This is a genomic window from Microbacterium sp. CCNWLW41 (assembly GCF_037083505.1).
The window spans coordinates 234,067-253,507 of record NZ_JBAOJP010000004.1; the positions used below are offsets into that span (position 1 = coordinate 234,067).

Annotated in this window: 16 protein-coding genes; 11 read left to right on the forward strand and 5 right to left on the reverse strand. The window is 71.7% G+C overall.

Features of this window, described 5'->3' with window-relative positions; genetic code table 11:
• Positions 1-70 precede the first annotated feature (70 nt).
• Both V6R91_RS16265 and valS read right to left on the reverse strand, forming a co-directional pair.
• Positions 71-334 (reverse strand): hypothetical protein, encoded by a 264-nt coding sequence (locus tag V6R91_RS16265; protein WP_271062558.1) that lies wholly within the window; start codon positions 332-334, stop codon positions 71-73.
• Positions 331-2,937, reverse strand: coding sequence for a valine--tRNA ligase (valS, locus tag V6R91_RS16270; protein ID WP_336396093.1), 2,607 nt, complete (start codon positions 2,935-2,937; stop codon positions 331-333). Before valS ends, V6R91_RS16265 begins: the two co-directional genes overlap by 4 nt.
• Positions 2,938-3,154: 217 nt before the next feature.
• Here valS and V6R91_RS16275 point away from each other — a divergent pair, with 217 nt between their 5' ends.
• The 4 genes from V6R91_RS16275 to V6R91_RS16290 are packed head-to-tail and all read left to right on the forward strand — an operon-like array spanning position 3,155 to position 8,187.
• Positions 3,155-4,771, forward strand: coding sequence for an ABC transporter substrate-binding protein (locus V6R91_RS16275; protein ID WP_336396094.1), 1,617 nt, complete (start codon positions 3,155-3,157; stop codon positions 4,769-4,771).
• 49 nt (positions 4,772-4,820) lie between these two features.
• Positions 4,821-5,822 carry an ABC transporter permease gene (locus V6R91_RS16280; protein WP_336396095.1) on the forward strand — a complete coding sequence of 334 codons (1,002 nt, stop codon included), beginning with the start codon at positions 4,821-4,823 and terminating at the stop codon, positions 5,820-5,822.
• Entirely contained in the window at positions 5,819-6,631 is an 813-nt protein-coding gene (locus V6R91_RS16285) for an ABC transporter permease (RefSeq protein ID WP_336396096.1), read from the forward strand. Before V6R91_RS16280 ends, V6R91_RS16285 begins: the two co-directional genes overlap by 4 nt.
• Complete coding sequence (locus V6R91_RS16290) at positions 6,628-8,187, forward strand: ABC transporter ATP-binding protein (RefSeq protein ID WP_336396097.1); 1,560 nt, start codon at positions 6,628-6,630, stop codon at positions 8,185-8,187. Before V6R91_RS16285 ends, V6R91_RS16290 begins: the two co-directional genes overlap by 4 nt.
• On the opposite strand, the gene V6R91_RS16295 is transcribed toward V6R91_RS16290, so the two are convergent.
• On the reverse strand, positions 8,177-8,827 hold the full coding sequence (locus tag V6R91_RS16295) for a pentapeptide repeat-containing protein (protein ID WP_336396098.1): 651 nt from the start codon (positions 8,825-8,827) through the stop codon (positions 8,177-8,179). The genes V6R91_RS16290 and V6R91_RS16295 overlap by 11 nt on opposite strands.
• Before the next feature lie 292 nt (positions 8,828-9,119).
• Here V6R91_RS16295 and ileS point away from each other — a divergent pair, with 292 nt between their 5' ends.
• From ileS to ndk, 4 genes are read left to right on the forward strand one after another with little or no spacing between them, the layout of a single operon-like run.
• Positions 9,120-12,581, forward strand: a complete 3,462-nt coding sequence (gene ileS / locus V6R91_RS16300) for an isoleucine--tRNA ligase (RefSeq protein ID WP_336396099.1) — start codon at positions 9,120-9,122, stop codon at positions 12,579-12,581.
• Positions 12,578-13,933 carry a bifunctional folylpolyglutamate synthase/dihydrofolate synthase gene (locus V6R91_RS16305; RefSeq protein WP_336396100.1) on the forward strand — a complete coding sequence of 452 codons (1,356 nt, stop codon included), beginning with the start codon at positions 12,578-12,580 and terminating at the stop codon, positions 13,931-13,933. The genes ileS and V6R91_RS16305 overlap by 4 nt, the downstream gene beginning before the upstream one ends.
• Positions 13,930-14,355, forward strand: coding sequence for a DUF4233 domain-containing protein (locus tag V6R91_RS16310; protein ID WP_271060574.1), 426 nt, complete (start codon positions 13,930-13,932; stop codon positions 14,353-14,355). Before V6R91_RS16305 ends, V6R91_RS16310 begins: the two co-directional genes overlap by 4 nt.
• A gap of 1 nt (position 14,356) precedes the next feature.
• Positions 14,357-14,773: a nucleoside-diphosphate kinase gene (gene ndk, locus V6R91_RS16315; protein ID WP_067244815.1), complete on the forward strand. Its 417-nt coding sequence runs from the start codon at positions 14,357-14,359 to the stop codon at positions 14,771-14,773.
• Positions 14,774-14,843: 70 nt separating this feature from the next.
• Here the strand turns inward: ndk and V6R91_RS16320 are convergent, their stop codons facing one another.
• A complete protein-coding gene (locus V6R91_RS16320) occupies positions 14,844-15,461 on the reverse strand; it encodes a vitamin K epoxide reductase family protein (protein ID WP_067244818.1) in 618 nt (205 codons plus the stop codon).
• A gap of 285 nt (positions 15,462-15,746) precedes the next feature.
• Here V6R91_RS16320 and V6R91_RS16325 point away from each other — a divergent pair, with 285 nt between their 5' ends.
• The gene (locus V6R91_RS16325) at positions 15,747-18,317 is read left to right on the forward strand and encodes an Rne/Rng family ribonuclease (protein ID WP_336396101.1); all 2,571 of its coding nucleotides are present in this window, start codon (positions 15,747-15,749) and stop codon (positions 18,315-18,317) included.
• Here the strand turns inward: V6R91_RS16325 and V6R91_RS16330 are convergent.
• Positions 18,279-18,548, reverse strand: coding sequence for a DUF4031 domain-containing protein (locus V6R91_RS16330; protein WP_067242816.1), 270 nt, complete (start codon positions 18,546-18,548; stop codon positions 18,279-18,281). The two genes, V6R91_RS16325 and V6R91_RS16330, sit on opposite strands and share 39 nt — an antisense overlap.
• Positions 18,549-18,805: 257 nt before the next feature.
• Here V6R91_RS16330 and rplU point away from each other — a divergent pair, with 257 nt between their 5' ends.
• Both rplU and rpmA read left to right on the forward strand, forming a co-directional pair.
• A complete protein-coding gene (rplU, locus tag V6R91_RS16335) occupies positions 18,806-19,114 on the forward strand; it encodes a 50S ribosomal protein L21 (RefSeq protein ID WP_169797632.1) in 309 nt (102 codons plus the stop codon).
• Positions 19,115-19,134: 20 nt separating this feature from the next.
• Positions 19,135-19,389 carry a 50S ribosomal protein L27 gene (gene rpmA, locus V6R91_RS16340; protein ID WP_067242812.1) on the forward strand — a complete coding sequence of 85 codons (255 nt, stop codon included), beginning with the start codon at positions 19,135-19,137 and terminating at the stop codon, positions 19,387-19,389.
• Positions 19,390-19,441: the final 52 nt, after the last annotated feature.

Genomic DNA, 19,441 nt, shown 5'->3' on the forward strand with positions numbered 1-19,441 from the left:
CTCTGAAAGACGTATCTCAGAGGGGGTCTCGGTGCGGAGAGGGGGTCTCGGCGGAGAAAAGCCGACCGGGTCAGTCCTCGAAGGGGCGGACGACGACCTCGCCGGTCGCGGTGCGCTGGACCTCCCAGCCCGTGTCGAGCTCGGCGATCGGCCGTCCCTCGAGCCAGGTGAGCGTCCACGTGCCCCGCAGGACGTTGAGGGGGCCGGTCGCGAGGCTCAGCGTGCCGTCGGCGACGCTGCGCGCCTCGGCCTCCGCGATCGCGGGGCGCAGCGCCGCCGGAACGGACGCCGGCGGCTCGGATCCTGCGGCCCAGCGCGTCCCCAGCTGCATCATGACGACGCCTCCACGGGGGCCAGCTCGATGTCGGTGACCTTCAGTTCCTCGCCCTCCGCGAGATCGAGCCGGGCGATGCGCCCGACGGCGCGGAGGTCGTCGGCGGCGGCGCGCAGCGCCTCCAGGCGATCCGCCGGCGCCGAGACGGTCGCGTGCGACACCGGCGTCTTCTGCGAGGCCTTCGCCTCGGTCTTGGCCCGTCGGATGCCGATCAGCGCCTCACTCGCGGTCGCCAGCACCGCAGGGTCGCCGTCCGTGCCCAGCGGCGCCGGCCACGCGGCGGTGTGGATCGAGCCCTCCTCGAACCAGGACCACGCCTCCTCGGTCGCGAACGACACGATCGGGGCGAGCAGGCGCAGCAGCGTGGACAGCGCCAGCCGGAGCGCGAGCGCCGCGGAGGCCTGGCCGACGTCCGTCCGGTCGTACGCGCGCTCCTTCACGAGCTCCAGATAGTCGTCGCAGAAGGTCCAGAAGAACGCCTCGGTGATCTCCAGCGCGCGCGCCTGGTCGTAGTTCTCGTAGGCGGCGGTCGCCTCGACCACGACGCGGTCGAGGGCGGCGAGCATCGACGCGTCCAAGGCATGCGTGACCTGCGCGCCCTCGGGCACGGGGAACGAGAGGACGAACTTCGCGGCGTTGAGGATCTTGATCGCCAGGCGGCGGCCGATCTTCACCTGCGTCGGGTTCTGCGGGTCGAAGGCCGCATCCATGCCGAGCCGGCTCGACGCTGACCAGTAGCGCACCGCGTCGGATCCGTGGGCGTCGAGGATGTCGGCCGGGGTGACCACGTTGCCCTTCGACTTGGACATCTTCTTGCGGTCGGGGTCCACGATGAACCCGGAGATCGCTGCGTTGCGCCACGGCGAGCGGCCGTCCTCCAGGGTGGACCGGAGCATCGTCGAGAAGAGCCAGGTGCGGATGATGTCCTGCCCCTGCGGTCGCAGGTCGAACGGCGCGACCAGATCCCACAGCTCCTGATCGCGCTGCCAGCCTCCCGCGAGCTGCGGGGTGAGGGAGGAGGTCGCCCAGGTGTCCAGGATGTCCTTCTCCGCGTCGAACCCGCCCGGCACTCCGCGCTGGTCCTCGCGGTACCCGGGCGGGACGTCGGTGGTGGGGTCGACGGGCAGCGAGGCGAGGTCCGGGGTCAGGACGCGGTCGTAGTCGCGCTCGCCGTTCTCGTCCAGCGCGTACCAGATCGGGATCGGGACGCCGAAGAACCGCTGGCGCGACACCAGCCAGTCGCCCGTGAGGCCGCCGGTCCAGTTCTCGTAGCGCACGCGCATGAAGTCCGGGTGCCAGGTCAGCTCCTTGCCGTGGGCGAGGAGCTGGTCGCGAAGCGTCTCGTCCCGGGCACCGTTGCGGATGTACCACTGCCGCGTCGACACGATCTCCAGCGGGCGGTCGCCCTTCTCGAAGAACTTCACCGCGTGCTGGAAGGGCTTGCCGACGGCCGTCATGGCGCCGGTCTCCTGCAGTTTCTCCACGAGCGCCTTGCGCGCGCTGAACACGGTCTTGCCCGCCATGTTCTCGGCGTACCAGGCGCGGGCGTCGTCGTCGGCGACGGCGACGGGCGCCTCGGCGAGGAACCGGCCGTCCAGTCCGATCGTGGTCATGTTCGGCAGGGACTCGTCCGCGGCCGTGCGCAGCTCCCGCCACCACACGATGTCGGTCACGTCGCCGAAGGTGCAGACCATCGCCGCGCCCGTCCCCTTGTCGGGCTGCGCGAGGTGGTGCCCGTGGATCTCGATCTCGGCGCCGAAGAACGGCGTCCGCACTCGGGTGCCGATGAGGTGCTTGTGGGGTCCCTCGGGGTGCGTCACGATCGCGATGCACGCGGGGAGCAGCTCCGGGCGCGTCGTGTCGATCGCGATCGACCCGGATCCGTCCGCGAAGGGGAACTCGATCGTGTGGTAGGCGGCGGGCTGCTCGCGATCCTCGAGCTCGGCCTGCGCGATCGCGGACCGGAAGTCGATGTCCCACAGCGTCGGCGCGAGCGACTGGTAGGCCTCGCCGCGCTCCAGGTTGCGCAGGAACGCGAGCTGGCTCTGCCGGATCGTGTCGTCGGAGATCGTGCGGTAGGTCTGCGTCCAGTCCACGCTCAGCCCGAGCTGGCGGAACAGCGCCTCGAACTGCTTCTCGTCCTCGACCGTGAGCCGCTCGCACAGCTCGATGAAGTTGCGTCGGCTGATGGGGAGCTGATCGGCGGCGCGGCTGGACTTGTTGTCGCCGCCCTCGAACGGGGGAGTGAAGTCGGGGTCGTACGGCAGGGACGGGTCGCAGCGCACGCCGTAGTAGTTCTGCACGCGGCGCTCGGTGGGAAGCCCGTTGTCGTCCCAGCCCATGGGGTAGAACACGGTCTTGCCGCGCATGCGCTCGAAGCGTGCCTTGATGTCGGTGTGCGTGTACGAGAACACGTGGCCGATGTGCAGGCTCCCCGATGCCGTCGGGGGAGGGGTGTCGATCGAGTACACGCCGTCGCGACCGGCCTCGGCGGCGCGGAGGCGGTCGAACAGGTACGTCCCCTGGTCCGACCAGGTCTGGCCCCACTTCGCTTCGAGTCCTTCGAGGGCGGGCTTGTCGGGGATCGGGCTGGTCGCGGACATGAAGGTCTCCTCGAGCGATGTATGCGGCACCGTGTGAGCGTGCCTGAGTGTGGATTGCGCCCAGTCTAGCGGCGGGCCGGCGACCGGGCGCGCGACGCCGGGCGACAGCCGGGTGCCGAAGGGTGCGCGGCATAGATCGATCCGGTCCAACAATGCGCCCCTAGACTGGGAGGACCCGTCATCGGACGGTTCCGTCCGCTCTTCCCGAGGACTCTTCATGCGCATCTCGCTCCGGCGTCGCCTCCTGCCCCTCCTGGCCGTGTCCGCGGCCGCCGCCCTCGCGCTCAGCTCCTGCGCCGCTCCGTCCGACGCCGGCGACGGCGCCGGCGAGGTCGTCTGGGGCGTGGACGGCAGTCTGCTGTCCTCCGGGCACATGGATCCGCAGACGAGCCAGCTGGACATCTCGGCCATGGTGCAGCGCGCGGTGCTCGACTCGCTCGTGTTCCAGAAGCCCGACGGTTCGTTCGTGCCGTGGCTCGCGACCGAGTGGACGGTCTCGGACGACAGCACCGAGTACACGTTCCAGCTGCGTGACGACGTCGTGTTCCACGACGGCGAGCCGTTCGACGCCGAAGCCGTCAAGGCGAACTTCGACCGCATCGCCGACCCCGCCACGGAGTCCGCGCAGGCCGCGAACATGCTCGGCGGGGAGTTCTACGCGGGCACCGACGTGGTCGACGCGCACACCGTGACGGTGCGGTTCTCGCAGCCGTACGCCCCGTTCCTCCAGGCGGCCAGCACCGCTCAGCTCGGGTTCTACTCGCCCAAGGTCCTGGCCTCCTCCGCCGACGACCTGAAGGCCGGGGGCCCGGGGATCACGGTGGGAACGGGGCCGTTCGAGCTCACCGACTACACGCCGGACCAGGAGATCGTCTACACGCGCAACGCCGACTACGCCTGGGCGCCGGAGGGGGCCGAGGCTCCCGGGTTCGAGACGCTGCGCGTGCAGATCCTCCCCGAGCCGTCCGTGCGCGTCGGGGTGGTGTCGTCCGGTGAGGCCGATCTCGTGAGCCAGATCCCGCCGAACCTCGTGTCCGAGGTCGGCGACGGCGTGACCGTCGAGGCGCAGGAGGAGCCGGGGCTGCCGTACTCGCTCTATCTGAACGAGAAGCACGGCGTGTTCGCGGACCAGCGGGTCCGTCAGGCCTTCTCGCGGGCCATCGACATCGACGCGTCCGTCGAGAAGATCTTCTTCGGCGAGTACCCGCGGGCCTGGAGCATCCTCGGTCCGACGACGCCCGGCTACGACGCCGACCTCGAGGGAACCTGGCCGATGGATCGCGAGCTGGCGAACCGCCTGCTGGACGAGGCGGGGTGGACCCAGCGCGACGCCGACGGCGTCCGGATGAAGGACGGCGCCCGCCTCTCCGCCCGGTGGATCGCGTGGACGCCGGTGCCCGACGACCGGGCGGCGCTGGCCAACGCCATCCAGTCCGATCTCGCCGAGGTGGGCTTCGAGATCCAGCTCGAGAAGCTGGAGCCCGGCGCCTACAACGAGCAGTACGGGCCGAAGACGTTCGACCTCACGGACTGGAGCTTCTCCGGGGTCGACGCCGATCTGCTCCGGAGCCACCTGCACAGCGAGGGATTCCAGAACGCGTCCCAGGTCTCGGACCCGCAGATCGACGCCCAGCTCGAGGCGGCCGTCGCCACGACGGACGCCTCGGCCCGGGCCGAGATCTACCGGGGTCTTCAGGAGTGGAACGCGGAGCACGTGGCGATCGTGCCGCTCTACGTCCCGTCCAGCGTGACGGCGGTGGGGGAGCGCGTCCAGGGGCTGGGTTACGACCTCTACGGACGCCCGCTCTTCTTCGGCGTCCGTGTGGGCGACTGACCCGCGCCGACGCGGGATGCGTGCTCGGGCGCGGAAGGCGCGCGGCGCCGTGCGACGACGCCTGATCCGGGTCGCCGAGGCGATCGGCTCCGTCGTCTTCGTGCTGTGGGCCGCGGCGACCCTCGCCTTCCTCGCGTTCCGGGTCATCCCCGGCGACCCCGTCGAGGTCATGCTCGGCCCCCAGGCGCAGGTGGGCGAGGCGGTGAAAGAGCGGATCCGCGCGGAGCTCGGTCTGGACCGCCCGCCGCTGGAGCAGTACGTCGCCTACCTCGGCCAGCTGCTGCGCGGCGACCTGGGCGAGTCCTACCAGCTCCGGATGCCGGTCGCCGAGGTGATCGGTCGGCAGCTCGGCGCGACCGTCCAGCTCACGGCACTGGCTCTGCTCATCGCGGTCGTGCTCGCCGTGTCCGTCGCGCTCCTCGTCCGCGGCCCGGCGGCCCGCGGGATCACGGCCGCTGTCGAGCTCGTCGTCCTTTCCTCCCCGGTGTTCTGGATCGGGCTCCTCCTGCTCAGCGTCTTCGCCTTCGGGCTCGGCTGGTTCCCGGTCTCGGGCGCGCGCAACCCCGCGACCCTCGTCCTCCCCGCCCTGACGCTCGCGCTGCCGGTGGCCGCCCTGCTCGGGCAGGTGCTGCGCGACGGGGTGGAGGCCGCGGAGCGCCAGCCGTTCGCCCTGACGGTGCGGGCGCGGGGAGCCGGGCCGGTGCGTCTGGCCGCGCACCATACCCTCCGGCACGGCGCCGCCGGCGCGGTCACGCTCGCCGCGTACCTCGTCGGCTCCCTCCTGGGCGGCGCGGTGCTCGTCGAGACCGTCTTCGCCCGACCCGGTCTGGGACGGGTCACCCTGTCGGCCATCACCAACCGGGACCTGCCGGTGATCGGGGGCGTCATCCTGTTGAGCGCCGCCGTGTTCGTGGTCGTGAACCTGCTCGTGGACCTCCTCCAGCCCGTGATCGACCCGAGGCTGAGATCGCCGGGGCCGGCATCGCCGACGAGGTCCCAGCGCGTGGATCCGGGCCGCGGAGCCGGGCACGCGACGGGAGGAGCGTCATGAGCCTCGGGCGGCGCATCCTGCTCGTCGCGGCTCTCGCGGTCCTCGCCGTGGTGGCCGTGGCCGCTCTCGCCCCGCAGCTGCTGACCTCGCACGACCCGCTGCAGACAGACGTCCGCTCGGCGCTTCAGCCGCCCGGGCCGGCCCACCCGTTCGGCACCGACCAGAGCGGCCGGGACGTGTTCTCCCGGGTCGTCCACGGCGCGGCACGCTCGGTCGGCATCGGCCTTCTCGCCACCGCGGCGGCCCTCGCGGTCGGATTGGTCGTCGGAGTGCTGTCGGGCGTCGCGCCGAGACTCGTCGACGCCGCGGCGATGCGGGTGACGGACGTGCTCCTCGCCTTCCCGGAGTTCCTCGTCGCACTCGTCGTCGTCGCGGTCCTCGGTCCGGGAACGGCGAACGTCGCGGTCGCGGTGACCATCGCCGCCGTCCCGGTGTACGTGCGGCTGGGGCGCGTGCAGACCCGCGCCCTCGCGGCCGCGGAGCACGTCGAGGCCGCACGGATCCTCGGGATCGGTCCCGTGCGCACCTTCGCCCGCCACGTGGTCCCCGGCGTCCTCGGCGCCCTGAGCGTCCTCGCGACCATCGGGATCGGGTCGAGCATCCTCGCCGCGGCCGGGCTGAGCTTCCTCGGTCTCGGTCCCGCGGAGCCGCAGCCGGAATGGGGGCTGATGCTCGCCGGCGGCCGCAACGTCCTCGGACAGGCCTGGTGGATCTCCGTCTTCCCCGGCGCGGCCATCACGCTGACCGTCGTCGCTGCGACGGTCGTCGGCAGACTCCTTCGGGCGAGAGCAGAGGGGAGGACGGCATGACCGGTGCCCAGGAGCCCGCTCTGCGCGTGCGGAACCTCTCGGTGCGCCTGGGCGGCGCACGGCTCGTGGACGGAGTGTCCTTCGACGTGGCGCCCGGTGAGTGCGTGGCGATCGTCGGGGAGTCCGGCGCAGGAAAGTCGCTGACCGCCGCCGCGCTGCTCGGGCTGACGCCGTCAGGCGCCCGGGTCGAGTGCGACGAGCTGCGGATCGCGGGCCGGGACGCCCGAGGCGCCTCCGAGCGGTCCTGGCGTCGGTTCCGCGGCGATACCATCGCGCTGGTCTCGCAGGACGCGCTCGTCTCGCTGGATCCGCTGCGCACGGTCGGCGCCGAGGTCGCCGAGCCCCTGGCGATCCACACCCGGCTCTCCCGGGCGGGCCGAAGCGCCCGCGCCGTCGACCTGCTCGCCGAGGTCGCCGTGCCCGATCCCGCGCGCCGTGCCCGCCAGCGACCCCACGAGCTCTCCGGAGGGCTGCGACAGCGCGCCCTCATCGCCTCCGCGCTCGCCGCAGACCCCCGCGTGCTCGTCGCCGACGAGCCGACGACCGCCCTGGACGCGACGGTCCAGGCGCGCGTCCTGGGGCTTCTGCGGCACCTCGCGGACTCCGGGCGAGCCATCGTGTTCATCAGCCACGACTTCGCTGCCGTGGAGCGGGTCGCCGACCGCGTGCTGGTGCTCAGCGGAGGGCGGGTGATCGAGCGGGGCGAGGTCGCCGCCGTGATGCGGGACCCCCAGCACGACCAGACGCGCGCGCTCGTCGCCGCGAGCCGGCACCGGCCCCGCCCGTCGGTGCCGTCTGGCGCCGACGCCGAGGTCGTCGTGTCGGCGGTGGGTGCATCGAAGTCCTACGGAGGGGTGCCCGCCGTGCTCGACGTGCATCTTCGGGTCGTGCGCGGTCGGACCCTCGGGCTGGTGGGCGAGTCGGGCTCGGGCAAGACGACGCTCGCCCGGATGATCGTGGGCGCCGAGTCCGCCGACACGGGGCTCATCCGGGTCGCGGACGAGTCCGTCTCCGGCGGCGGGCGGCCGCAGCTCGTGCATCAGAACCCGCGGGGCGCCCTCGATCCCCGATGGAGCGTCGGCCGCTCGATCCGCGAGGCGCTGGAGGCCGCGGGAGTCCCGCGTGCGCATCGGGCTGGACGGGCGCGTCGGCTCCTCGCGGAGGTGGGTCTGGACCCGGAAGTCGCCGGGCGGCGTCCCTCCGCCCTGTCGGGAGGCCAGCGCCAGCGCGTCGCCATCGCCCGGGCACTGGCTGCAGACCCGCGGATCCTGGTGTTGGACGAGCCGGTGTCGGCCCTGGACCCGACGGTGCGCGAGAGGGTGCTCGAGCTGCTGCGCCGGCTGCAGCGGGAACGGGCGCTGACCATGGTCTTCGTGTCCCACGACCTCGACGTCGTCGCGGCCGTCGCCGACGACGTCGCGGTCATGCAGCGCGGACGCATCGTGGAGCAGGGCACGATGGCGCAGGTCTTCGCGGCGCCGCAGCATCCGTTCACCCGCGAGCTGCTCGCCGCGTCGTCCGCGCACGGGGAGCGGAAGGACCTCCTCAGTCCGTGACGAGGATGCCGGCGCCCGCCGCGAGCGCCGGAGCCAGCTGCTGCACTTGGAACGCCGTGATGGTGATGCCGCGGAGGCTGTTCGTGTCGGTGTAGGCGAGCGCGTCGAGGCCGCGCAGATCCGCGTCGGAGGCGCGGAGGCCGCGCGTGTCGACCTCGTCGCTGCGGCATCCCTCGAAGCGCACCCGCGCGAGCTCGGCCCGGGGCACGTCGAGCGTGCGGATCGACGTGTCGACGACGAGCACGTCGTGCGCCGTCGCCCCGCCGAGCGTGAGGTAGTCGATGCGCAGGTCGCGCAGCTCGAGCTCGGAGACGTGCGCCCCGCTGAGGTCGAGCGTCCCGATCCGACCCCGGGCGAGGCGGAGCCGCCGAACCGTGGCGTTGCGGAGCCCGAGCGACGCGATCCGGGCGTCCGAGACGTCGACGTCGAGGAGGGTCGCGCCCGTCATGTCCACGGCGTCGGCGTCGGCCGAGAGCACGCACTGCTCGAGCGTCGCATGGGCGAGGTCGACCTCGCCGTGCAGGTCGAGCCGGGCGGCGACCAGGTCGGCACGCCGAGCGGGGGCGGCCGGCGCGAGCGCGGAGGGAAGATCCGGCGGCGAGACACGGGGAGCGACGGGGGAAGCGGGGGTGCGGGCCATGGGATGAGCCTAGGCGGGGCGACCGACACCGGCTCCGCGCCGCTCGTGCTGCGGGTACACTGGGCGCAAAGCTGTGATCCGGCCATCACCGGGGAGCTCCCGGAAGAACGCCTCGAGAAGCTCGCGATCGAGGTCAGTAGAACCGGGCGGGGCAGGCCCGTCATCGCCGCAGTGAGAGTGGGTCCCGGCGCATCGTTCGCCGGGATCACGCGGGGTGGTACCGCGGCTCCACGGATCGGGTGTCCCGGAGTCGTCCTCGCAAGCAGCCACCGCCACGACACTGCGAGAGACGATGACCTACCCCCGCACCTCGGCCGCGTCCGGGACCGAGACCTCCGCCGGATCCGCTTTCGGTCCGGCCGCCGTCACTCCGAGCCCGCGCTTCCCGGAGATCGAGCGCGACGTGCTCGCGTTCTGGAAGTCCGACGACACCTTCCGTGCGTCGATCTCGCAGCGGGAGGGCGCCGAGGAGTGGGTGTTCTACGACGGCCCGCCCTTCGCCAACGGCCTGCCGCACTACGGGCACCTGCTCACGGGCTACGCCAAGGACCTCTTCCCCCGGTTCCAGACCATGCTCGGCAAGAAGGTCGACCGCGTCTTCGGCTGGGACACGCACGGCCTTCCCGCCGAGCTCGAGGCGATGAAGCAGCTCGGCATCACCGAGAAGGACGAGATCGAGCAGATGGGCGTCGGCGTCTTCAACGCCAAGGCCCGCGCCTCCGTGCTCACGTACACCCGGGAGTGGCAGGACTACGTCACCCGCCAGGCCCGGTGGGTCGACTTCGAGCGCGGGTACAAGACGCTCGACCTCGGCTACATGGAGAGCGTCCTGTGGGCGTTCAAGACGCTCTACGACAAGGGCCTCGCCTACGAGGGCTATCGTGTGCTGCCGTACTGCTGGCGCGACGAGACGCCGTTGTCCGCGCACGAGCTGCGCATGGACGACGACGTGTACAAGATGCGCCAGGATCCGTCCGTGACGGTGACCTTCCCGCTCACCGGCGCCAAGGCGGAGGCCCTCGGCCTCACCGGCGTGCGCGCGCTCGCCTGGACCACGACGCCGTGGACGCTGCCCACGAACCTGGCGCTCGCCGTGGGGCCCGAGATCGCGTACGTGGTCCTGCCCGCCGGCCCGGACGGCGCCGCCGACACCCACGCCGCCGATGCGCAGGACGCGGCGGCGGAGTCCGCCGCCCACCGTTACCTGCTCGCGCGGGAGCTCCTGGCCGGCTACGCCAAGGACCTCGGATACGCGTCGGCGGAGGACGCGCTCGCCGCCGTCGAGGCCACGCACCTCGGTGCGGAGCTGGCCGACGTCGCGTACGACCGCCTGTTCGACTACTACGCCGACACGGAGACCTGGGGGACGGGGAACGCCTGGCGCATCCTCGTCGACGACTACGTCACCACCGGCGACGGCACCGGAATCGTCCACCAGGCCCCCGCGTACGGCGAGGACGACCAGCGCGTCGCCGAGGCGGCGGGGATCCCGACGATCCTCTCCCTCGACGACGGCGGGCGGTTCCTCCCGCACGTGACCGATGTGGCGGGCGAGCTGTGGATGGACGCGAACACGCCGCTGGTGCGGCTGCTCCGCTCCGCCGGGCGCCTGCTGCGCCTGCAGAGCTACGAGCACTCCTATCCGCACTGCTGGCGCTGCCGGAACCCCCTGATCTACAAGGCGGTGTCGAGCTGGTTCGTCCGGGTCACCGACATCAAGGACCGCCTGCTCGCCAACAACGAGCAGATCACCTGGGTCCCCGAGAACGTCAAGCACGGCCAGTTCGGCAAGTGGCTGGAGGGCGCGCGCGACTGGTCGATCAGCCGCAACCGCTACTGGGGGTCGCCCATCCCGATCTGGAAGAGCGACGACCCCGAGTACCCGCGCGTCGACGCCTACGGCTCGCTGGCGGAGCTGGAGCGCGACTTCGGGGCGCTCCCGCGCAACCCCGAGGGCGAGATCGATCTGCACCGCCCGTACATCGACGAGCTCACGCGGCCGAACCCCGACGACCCGACGGGCAAGAGCACGATGCGCCGCATCGAGGACGTCTTCGACGTGTGGTTCGACTCGGGATCCATGCCGTATGCGCAGGTGCACTACCCGTTCGAGAACCAGGAGTGGTTCGACTCGCACGCGCCCGCGGACTTCATCGTGGAGTACATCGGGCAGACCCGCGGGTGGTTCTACGTCATGCACGTGCTGTCGACGGCGCTGTTCGATCGGCCGGCCTTCACCGGCGTGAGCTGCCACGGCATCGTGCTCGGCTCCGACGGCTACAAGATGTCCAAGTCGCTGCGCAACTACCCCGACGTGTCCGAGGTGTTCGACCGCGACGGCTCGGACGCCATGCGGTGGTTCCTCATGTCGAGCTCGGTGCTTCGCGGCGGGAACCTGTCCGTCACCGAGGAGGGCATCCGTGCGGGGGTGCGCGAGTTCCTGCTGCCGCTGTGGAACTCGTGGTACTTCTTCGCCACCTACGCCAACGCCGCTCTTCCGGTCGTCGAGCGAGCGAAGGGAGGCGAGACGCCGCAGGGCTACACCGCGACCTGGCGCACAGACTCCGCGGACGTCCTCGACCGCTACATCCTCGCGCGCACCGGCGACCTCGTGCGGGGCGTGCGCGCCGACCTGGAGGGGCTGGACTCGACCACCGCGGCCGGTCGTCTGCGTGACTTCGCCGAGGTGCTCACGAACTGGTACATCCGCCGCTCGCGTGATCGCTTCTGGCTCGGCGTCACCGACGATCCGTCCAGCCGCGAGGCGTTCGACACCCTGTACACCGTCCTGGAGACGCTCACGCGCGTCGCGGCCCCGCTCGCCCCGCTCGTCACCGAGCGCGTCTGGCAGGGGCTCACCGGCGGTCGCAGCGTCCACCTGACGGACTGGCCGGACGCGGACCTGTTCCCCCGCGCCGACGACGTGCGGGACGCGATGGACGCCGTCCGCGAGCTGTCGAGCGTCGGCAACGCCCTGCGCAAGAAGGAGAAGCTGCGGGTGCGCCTGCCGCTCGCGCGCTTCACCGTGGTCTCGCCGCACGCGGCGGCCCTCGCCCCGTTCGAGGACATCCTCCGTGAAGAGCTCAACGTCAAGTCGGTCGAGCTCGTGGCGCAGACGCCCGCCACCGCGTCGGAGTACGGGATCAGCCACCGGCTGAGCGTCAACGCGCGGGCACTGGGGCCCCGTCTCGGCAAAGAGGTGCAGAAGGTCATCCAGGCTGCGAAGGCCGGATTCTGGACCGAGGAGGGCGGCGTGGTCACCGCCGACGGGATCGAGCTGCGGGAAGGGGAGTACGAGCTCGCGCTGGAGACCTCGGGCCGTCCCGAGGGCGAGGCGCTCGCCGTGGTGCCCAGCGGGGGATTCGTGCTGCTGGACACCACGACGACCCCCGAGCTGGAGGCGGAAGGGCTCGCCCGGGACGTCATCCGCGCCGTGCAGGACACCCGGAAGAACGCCGGGTTCGACGTGAGCGACCGCATCGCCCTCGTGCTCACGTTCGCGGACCGGGGCGATGCGGACGCCGTGGCCTCCGCGTTCGCTCAGGCGGATGTGGCGGGGGAGACCCTGGCCCTCGCCTCCGCGGTCCGGTTCGGCGCGGAGGCGCTCGTCGAGGACGGAGACGTGTCGGTGCCGGCCGAGCACGAGGCGACGATGCCCGCGGGGACCTACGCCAACGCGGGTGACTTCACCGTCGCGGTGGGCCGGGTCGGACCGGGCCGCGGCCTCGAGACCGATGGGGAGGAGTCGCGGTGACCGACGACAGAGAGCGGGCCGACGCCGTCTACAGCGCGCTGCTCGCGCGCGCGGGCGAGCGGTGGGTGCAGCCGCGCAAGGAACGGACCGCGCGGCTGCTGGAGCTGCTGGACGACCCGCAGAAGACGTACCGCGTGGTCCACGTCACCGGGACGAACGGCAAGACCTCCACGGCACGGATGATCGAGAGTCTCCTGCGCGCCCACGGGCTGCGCACCGGGCTGTTCACCAGTCCCCATCTGGAGCGGTTCACCGAGCGGATCATGATCGACGGTCAGCCGATCGACGACGCCGCCGTGGCGGAGGCATGGGAGGAGATCGACCCGTTCGTCGCGATCGTCGACGCCGAGCTCGAGGCGGCCGGTGACGCGCCGCTGACCTTCTTCGAGCTCCTCACCGCGCTCGCGTTCGTCGCGGCCTCGGACGCCCCCGTGGACGTGCTGGTGCTGGAGGTCGGGATGGGCGGGACCTGGGACTCCACCAACACCGCGGACGGCGACGTGGCGGTGTTCGCGCCGATCGATCTCGATCATGCGGACCGGCTCGGCGCCACCATCGCGGCGATCGCCGAGGTGAAGGCGGGGATCATCAAGGACGGTGCCTTCGTGGTCTCCGCGCGGCAGACGCCCGAGGCCGAGGAGGTGCTGCGGCGCGTCGCCGCGGAGCGCGACGCTCCGATCGCCTTCGAGGGCGAGGGGTTCGCTCTCGTGGAGCAGCGGCTCGCGGTGGGCGGTCAGCAGATCACGGTGCGGGGACTCGCCGGCCAGTACGAGCAGGAGTACCTGCCGCTGTACGGCGCCCACCAGGGGTTCAACGCGGCGCTCGCGATCGCCGCCGTCGAGTCCCTCATCGGAGGCGCGGAGCGCGCGATCACCGGCGGGGTCCTCGCCGAGGGGCTCCAGGGCGCGAGCTCGCCGGGGCGGCTGCAGCTGCTCGGGGTGTCGCCCACGGTCGTCGTGGACGCGGCGCACAACCCGCACGGCGCCCGGGCCCTCGCCCAGGCACTGCGCGAGAGCTTCGACTTCGACGAATGGGGGCTGGTGCTCGGGGTCCTCGCCGACAAGGACGCCGCGGGCATCGTCGAGGTGCTCGCGCCCCTGGCCGCGCAGGTCTTCGCCACGGCTCCCGACTCCGAGCGCGCCACGGATGCGGACGGCATCGCCGACCTCGTCGAGCGCACGGGGACGCGCGTCACGGTGCATCCGTCGCTCGCCGACGCCGCCGACGCCGCCCGTGAATGGGCATCCTCCTCGGATCGGCGCGCGGTGATCATCGCGGGCTCCGTCGTCCTCGCCGGCGAGGCGATCACCCTGTCGGAGGACGAGGACTGGAAGAGCGGGTGGCGCGCATGACGCGGACCACCCGTTCCCGTGCGCCGCGCGGTCTGGCGCAGAAGCTCGGCGCGATCGTGCTGGGGTTCGAGGCGATCGTCGTGGGGCTGGGCGGCCTGACCGTCTTCGGCCTGCGCGCCCTGCCCCCCGCGATCGAGCCCTGGTGGGCGATCGTCGGCGGCGCCGTCGTCGCGGTCGCGATGATCGTCGCGGCGGGTCTGCTGGGCTCGCGCTCGGGGATCGTGCTGGGATGGATCCTGCAGGTCGTCGTGCTGGCATCCGCTCTGCTGGTCCCCGCGATGCTCGTCATCGCGGTGATCTTCGGCGGCATGTGGGCCTATGCGATGATCGCGGGTGGGCGCGTGGACCGCGCCGCCCGGGCCGCCGGCGGCCCGACCCCTGACCCCGCGCACCGACCGGGTGCGCAGACAGAGAGTGAGTGACATGCCCACGGAAGAGACCCTCGTCCTCGTCAAGCCGGACGGCGTCGCCCGCGGCCTGACCGGTGCGATCCTGGCGCGCATCGAGGCCAAGGGGTACGCCCTGGTCGACATCCGCCTCGTCGAGCCGGACCGCGAGGTGCTGGAGGCGCACTACGCCGAGCACGCGGGCAAGCCCTTCTACGAGCCGCTGCTCGAGTTCATGATGTCCGGTCCGTCCGTGGCGATCCGACTCGCGGGCAACCGCGTGATCGAGGGCTTCCGCTCGCTCGCCGGCACCACCGACCCGACGACCGCGGCCCCCGGGACCATCCGTGGCGACTTCGGTCGGGACTGGGGCCTGGCGGTGCAGCAGAACCTCGTGCACGGCTCCGACAGCCCCGAGTCTGCGGCCCGCGAGCTCGGCATCTGGTTCGGCTGAGCACTCCGACGACAGGCGAAGACCCCGCCCCTGTTCGCAGGGAGCGGGGTCTTCCCGTCGGAGGCCTCCGTCAGAAGAGCAGGCCGGCCACCTCGCCGAGGAGGTCGAGGCCGCGCAGCTGCGCCAGCAGGATCACGACCGCGTACGCGAGGATCGTGGCCAGCGGGACCCAGGCCATCAGCCGCGCGGCCCGGGCCTTCACCGTCGGCGAGGACGAGAACGTCCCGTTGCGGAACAGATGGAGGACCGTCGCGAAGAAGGTGGGGATCGTCACGGCCCAGGTCAGCATGCACCACGGGCACAGGACGCCGAGGTTCGGCGCGTAGAGGCTCTGCCCGATCAGCCAGCACACGAAGCCGAACGCGAAGGTGACGCCCGCGCCGAAGGCCCCCCAGAACCAGCGGGGGAACCGTGCACCCGCGAGCAATGCCACGCCGACGACCATCGGCGCCATCCAGCCCGTGAGGCCGATGATCGGGTTCGGGAAGCCGAACACCTCTCCCTGCCACGAGTCCAGGTTCTTCCCGCACTGGATCATCACGCTGATGTTGCAGCCCAGCACGGCGTCGGGGTTCTCCAGCTGGATGATCTTGTCGAGGGTCAGCTGGAACGCCGCCCACCATCCCACCACGCTCGCGACGATGAGCCAGATGGCGTATCCGACCGGGCGGGTGCGCTGCGCTGTCATGCCTCGGATTATGCCAGCGCGTCGCTATGACCAGGGTGGGATCGTCCGGGAGAAACCAGGTCGCGGCTCCGTCGGTGCCGCGAAGAACACGCCGAGGTGCGATAATGAGGGGGATGCTCGACCCGGCCGGTGCCGGGGGAGGCATCGCACGCAGACTTCGGAGGCGAACGCCTCCATCGCGATCAGAGCGTCCTCGCCGATCGCAGACCGTTCAGTACGCAGGGCTCGCGAGCGCTGCATGAGATTCCGCGGCGGCAGAGCCGACGCGCAGGGAGTACGCCGGCAATGGGCGAAGTGAATGATGACAACACCCCTACCCTCGACCTGGATGCGCTGCTTCCGCTGACCCCCGAGGGGGCGCAGCGGGACTCCGGCGGCGACGATCCGGCCGTGCCCGGGGCCGAGCCGGCCTCGGAGGCCGGCGAGCAGGAGGCCGGCGAGCAGGAGGAGGACGGCGCCGAGGCCGTGAGCGACGAGCCCCTCGTGGCGACCGCGGGCACGGACCGGTCCGCGGAGGCGCCGGTCGACGACGCGCCGGTCTCGACGGAGGACGCCGTCGAGACGACGCCGGCCGAGGCGGACCCGTCCGCTGAGCCCGAGAGCCAGCCGGCCGAGGCGGATCCGTCCGCTGAGCCCGAGGCGCAGACGGGCGGTGCACTGACGGACGACGCGCAGAGCGATCCGGCCGAGGCCACGGGCACGCCGCAGGACGCTGCGGGAGAGCAGCAGCCCGAGCCTGAGCCCGAGCCGGAGCCCGAGCGGCCGGTGACGGCCGTGAGCCTCGGTCTCCTTCCCGAGGTGTTCGTCTCCCGCGTGTCCACGCAGCTGCACTTCTACGCGCCCGAGATCGTGCCGCTCCCGGCGCGTCCCGGGCGTGAGCGCGACCGGGACGCCGACGAGGAGCAGGGCGGCGGGTCGTCGTCGCGTCGCGGGCGCCGCCGTCGTGGCGGGGGGTCCGACGCCGACGAGCAGGGCGGCGACCAGCCGCGTCAGCGTCAGCGGGTCGTCGAGTACATCACCGAGCCGCAGCGGATCAAGGGCTCGACGCGACTGGAGGCCAAGAAGCAGCGCCGCCGCGACGGTCGCGACGCAGGACGTCGTCGGCCGGTCGTCACCGAGGCCGAGTTCCTCGCGCGCCGCGAGGCCGTGGACCGCGAGATGGTGGTCCGTTCGAAGAACGGCCGCACGCAGATCGCCGTGCTCGAGGACAACGTCCTCGTCGAGCACTACGTGGCCCGCAACCAGGACGCGTCGCTCATCGGCAACGTGTACCTCGGTCGCGTCCAGAACGTGCTGCCGAGCATGGAGGCCGCGTTCGTCGACATCGGTCGCGGTCGCAACGCGGTGCTGTACTCCGGCGAGGTGGACTGGGACGGCGTCGAGACGGGCAACCAGCCCCGCCGCATCGAGCTGGCCCTCAAGCCCGGCGACAAGGTGCTCGTCCAGGTCACGAAGGACCCGGTCGGGCACAAGGGCGCGCGGCTGACCAGTCAGATCTCGCTGCCCGGCCGCTACCTCGTCTACGTGCCCAACGGCTCGATGAACGGGATCTCGCGCAAGCTGCCGGACACGGAGCGGGCGCGTCTGAAGCGCATCCTCAAGGAGGTCCTGCCGGAGTCCTCGGGCGTCATCGTGCGCACGGCGGCGGAGGGTGCGACCGAGGACCAGCTCACGCGCGACGTGCAGCGGCTCACCGCCCAGTGGGAGCACATCCGCGGCCAGGTGGAGACGCAGCAGGCCCCCGCGCTGCTGCACGCCGAGCCGGACCTGCTGGTCAAGATCGTGCGTGACGTCTTCAACGAGGACTTCACGAAGATGCTGATCCAGGGCGCCGACGCCGGGCGCACGATCCGTTCCTACCTGGAGAGCGTGGCGCCGGACCTGCTGGAGCGCGTCGAGACCTACGAGGACGAGGTCGATCCGTTCGACGCCTACCGGATCACGGAGCAGATCGAGAAGGCGCTGGACCGCAAGGTGTGGCTGCCGTCGGGCGGCTCGCTGGTGATCGACCGCACCGAGGCCATGACCGTCGTCGACGTCAACACCGGGAAGTTCGTCGGATCCGGCGGAAACCTCGAGGAGACCGTCACCAAGAACAACCTCGAGGCGGCCGAGGAGATCGTGCGACAGCTGCGTCTGCGCGACATCGGCGGCATCATCGTCGTCGACTTCATCGACATGGTGCTGGAGTCCAACCGCGACCTCGTCCTGCGCCGCCTGGTCGAGTGCCTGAGCCGGGATCGCACGAAGCACCAGGTCGCCGAGGTGACCTCGCTGGGCCTCGTCCAGATGACCCGCAAGAAGCTGGGCCTGGGCCTTCTCGAGACCTTCAGTGAACCGTGCGAGGTGTGCGCCGGGCGCGGGATCATCGTCCACCACGACCCGGTGGTCAAGCACCGCGCGGCGTCGTCCAACGGATCCGGCCGTCGCCAGCGGGGCGGCTCCGCCTCCGCGGCTCCCGCCGCCGCGCCGTCGCCGCAGGGCGGGACCCACGCGATCCCCGAGGGGGCGAAGTCGGCGCTCGCGCAGATCGCCGCCTCGACGCGCGCAGGCGGGGCGGCACCGGTCGTCGCCGATACGGCCCCGGTCGTGCCTGTCGAGGCGGAGCGCCCGAAGAAGGCGCGCAAGAAGCGCCCCGAGCGCAGCAAGGCGCCGCGCACCGAGACCGAGCAGCTGCTGGACTCCGTTCTCGATGCGCTCCCGGAGCCCAAGGCCCCGGGCCAGGGGCGTGCGCGTCGTCGCGTGACGACGGCGGCGCTGTCCGCCGGCACGGCCGTGGTGCACACTCCGGGCGCACCGACGGGGACGGACGAGGGCTCAGCCCCGTCGGTCCCGGGCGCGGACGCGGAGTCCTGAGGCGATCAGCGCCCGAACGAGCTGCTTGCCCGTGACGTGACGCGCTCCGCCGGCGATGAGCCGGGGGAGCGCGTCCTCCGGGACGTCGTAGTGGTCGAGGTCGAACGCACGCCGGGGCAGGTCGTGCGCCGACGCGAACGCGTGCAGTTCCTCGACGCTCTCGTCGCTCACGAGGTGAGCCCACAGTCGCCCGTGCGCGGGCCAGACCGGATCGTCGATGAGGATCGCCATGCGCCGATCCTAGGCGGATCGCGTGCGGGCGGACCCCGGGCGCGACGGCTCGCGACACGGGGCGCCTGCTTTGCGCGATGCCGCCCGGATCCGGTAAAGTAGCTCCTTGGTGCACCGCGCGTCTGTCCCACTCGGGCGTGCGGAGGTTGCCCATCGCGCCCGCCACTGCGGTCCCTCTGCTCGTGGCGCGAAGCACAGCACAGTCTTCCCGTGAGAGTAACGGAGCCCAGAGCTCCCCAATGAAAAACAGGTGTGAAGTGGTTTACGCAGTAGTGCGCGCCGGTGGTCGGCAGGAGAAGGTCGAGGTCGGCACGATCGTCCAGCTCGACCGCGTCCAGGCAGCCCAGGGCGACAAGATCGAGCTGCCGGCTGTTCTCTTCGTCGACGGCGACACGGTCACCACCGACGCCGACAAGCTCGCGAAGGTCAAGGTCACCGCCGAGGTCGTCAGCCACCTCCGCGGCCCGAAGATCGTCATCCAGAAGTTCAAGAACAAGACCGGCTACAAGAAGCGCCAGGGCCACCGTCAGGAGCTCACGCGCGTCAAGGTCACCGGCATCAAGTAAGCACCAAGAGGAGCTGAGAAATGGCACACAAGAAGGGTGCGAGCTCGACCCGCAACGGTCGTGACTCCAATGCACAGCGACTCGGCGTGAAGCGCTTCGGCGGCCAGGCCGTCAACGCCGGCGAGATCCTCGTCCGTCAGCGCGGCACGCACTTCCACCCCGGCGTGAACGTCGGCCGTGGTGGCGACGACACGCTGTTCGCCCTCGCCGCCGGCGCGGTCGAGTTCGGCACGAAGGGCGGCCGCAAGGTCGTCAACATCGTCGCGGGCGAGTAAGTCGCTCGCAGACAGCGAGACACCGGACGGGGCGGGCTTCGGCTCGCCCCGT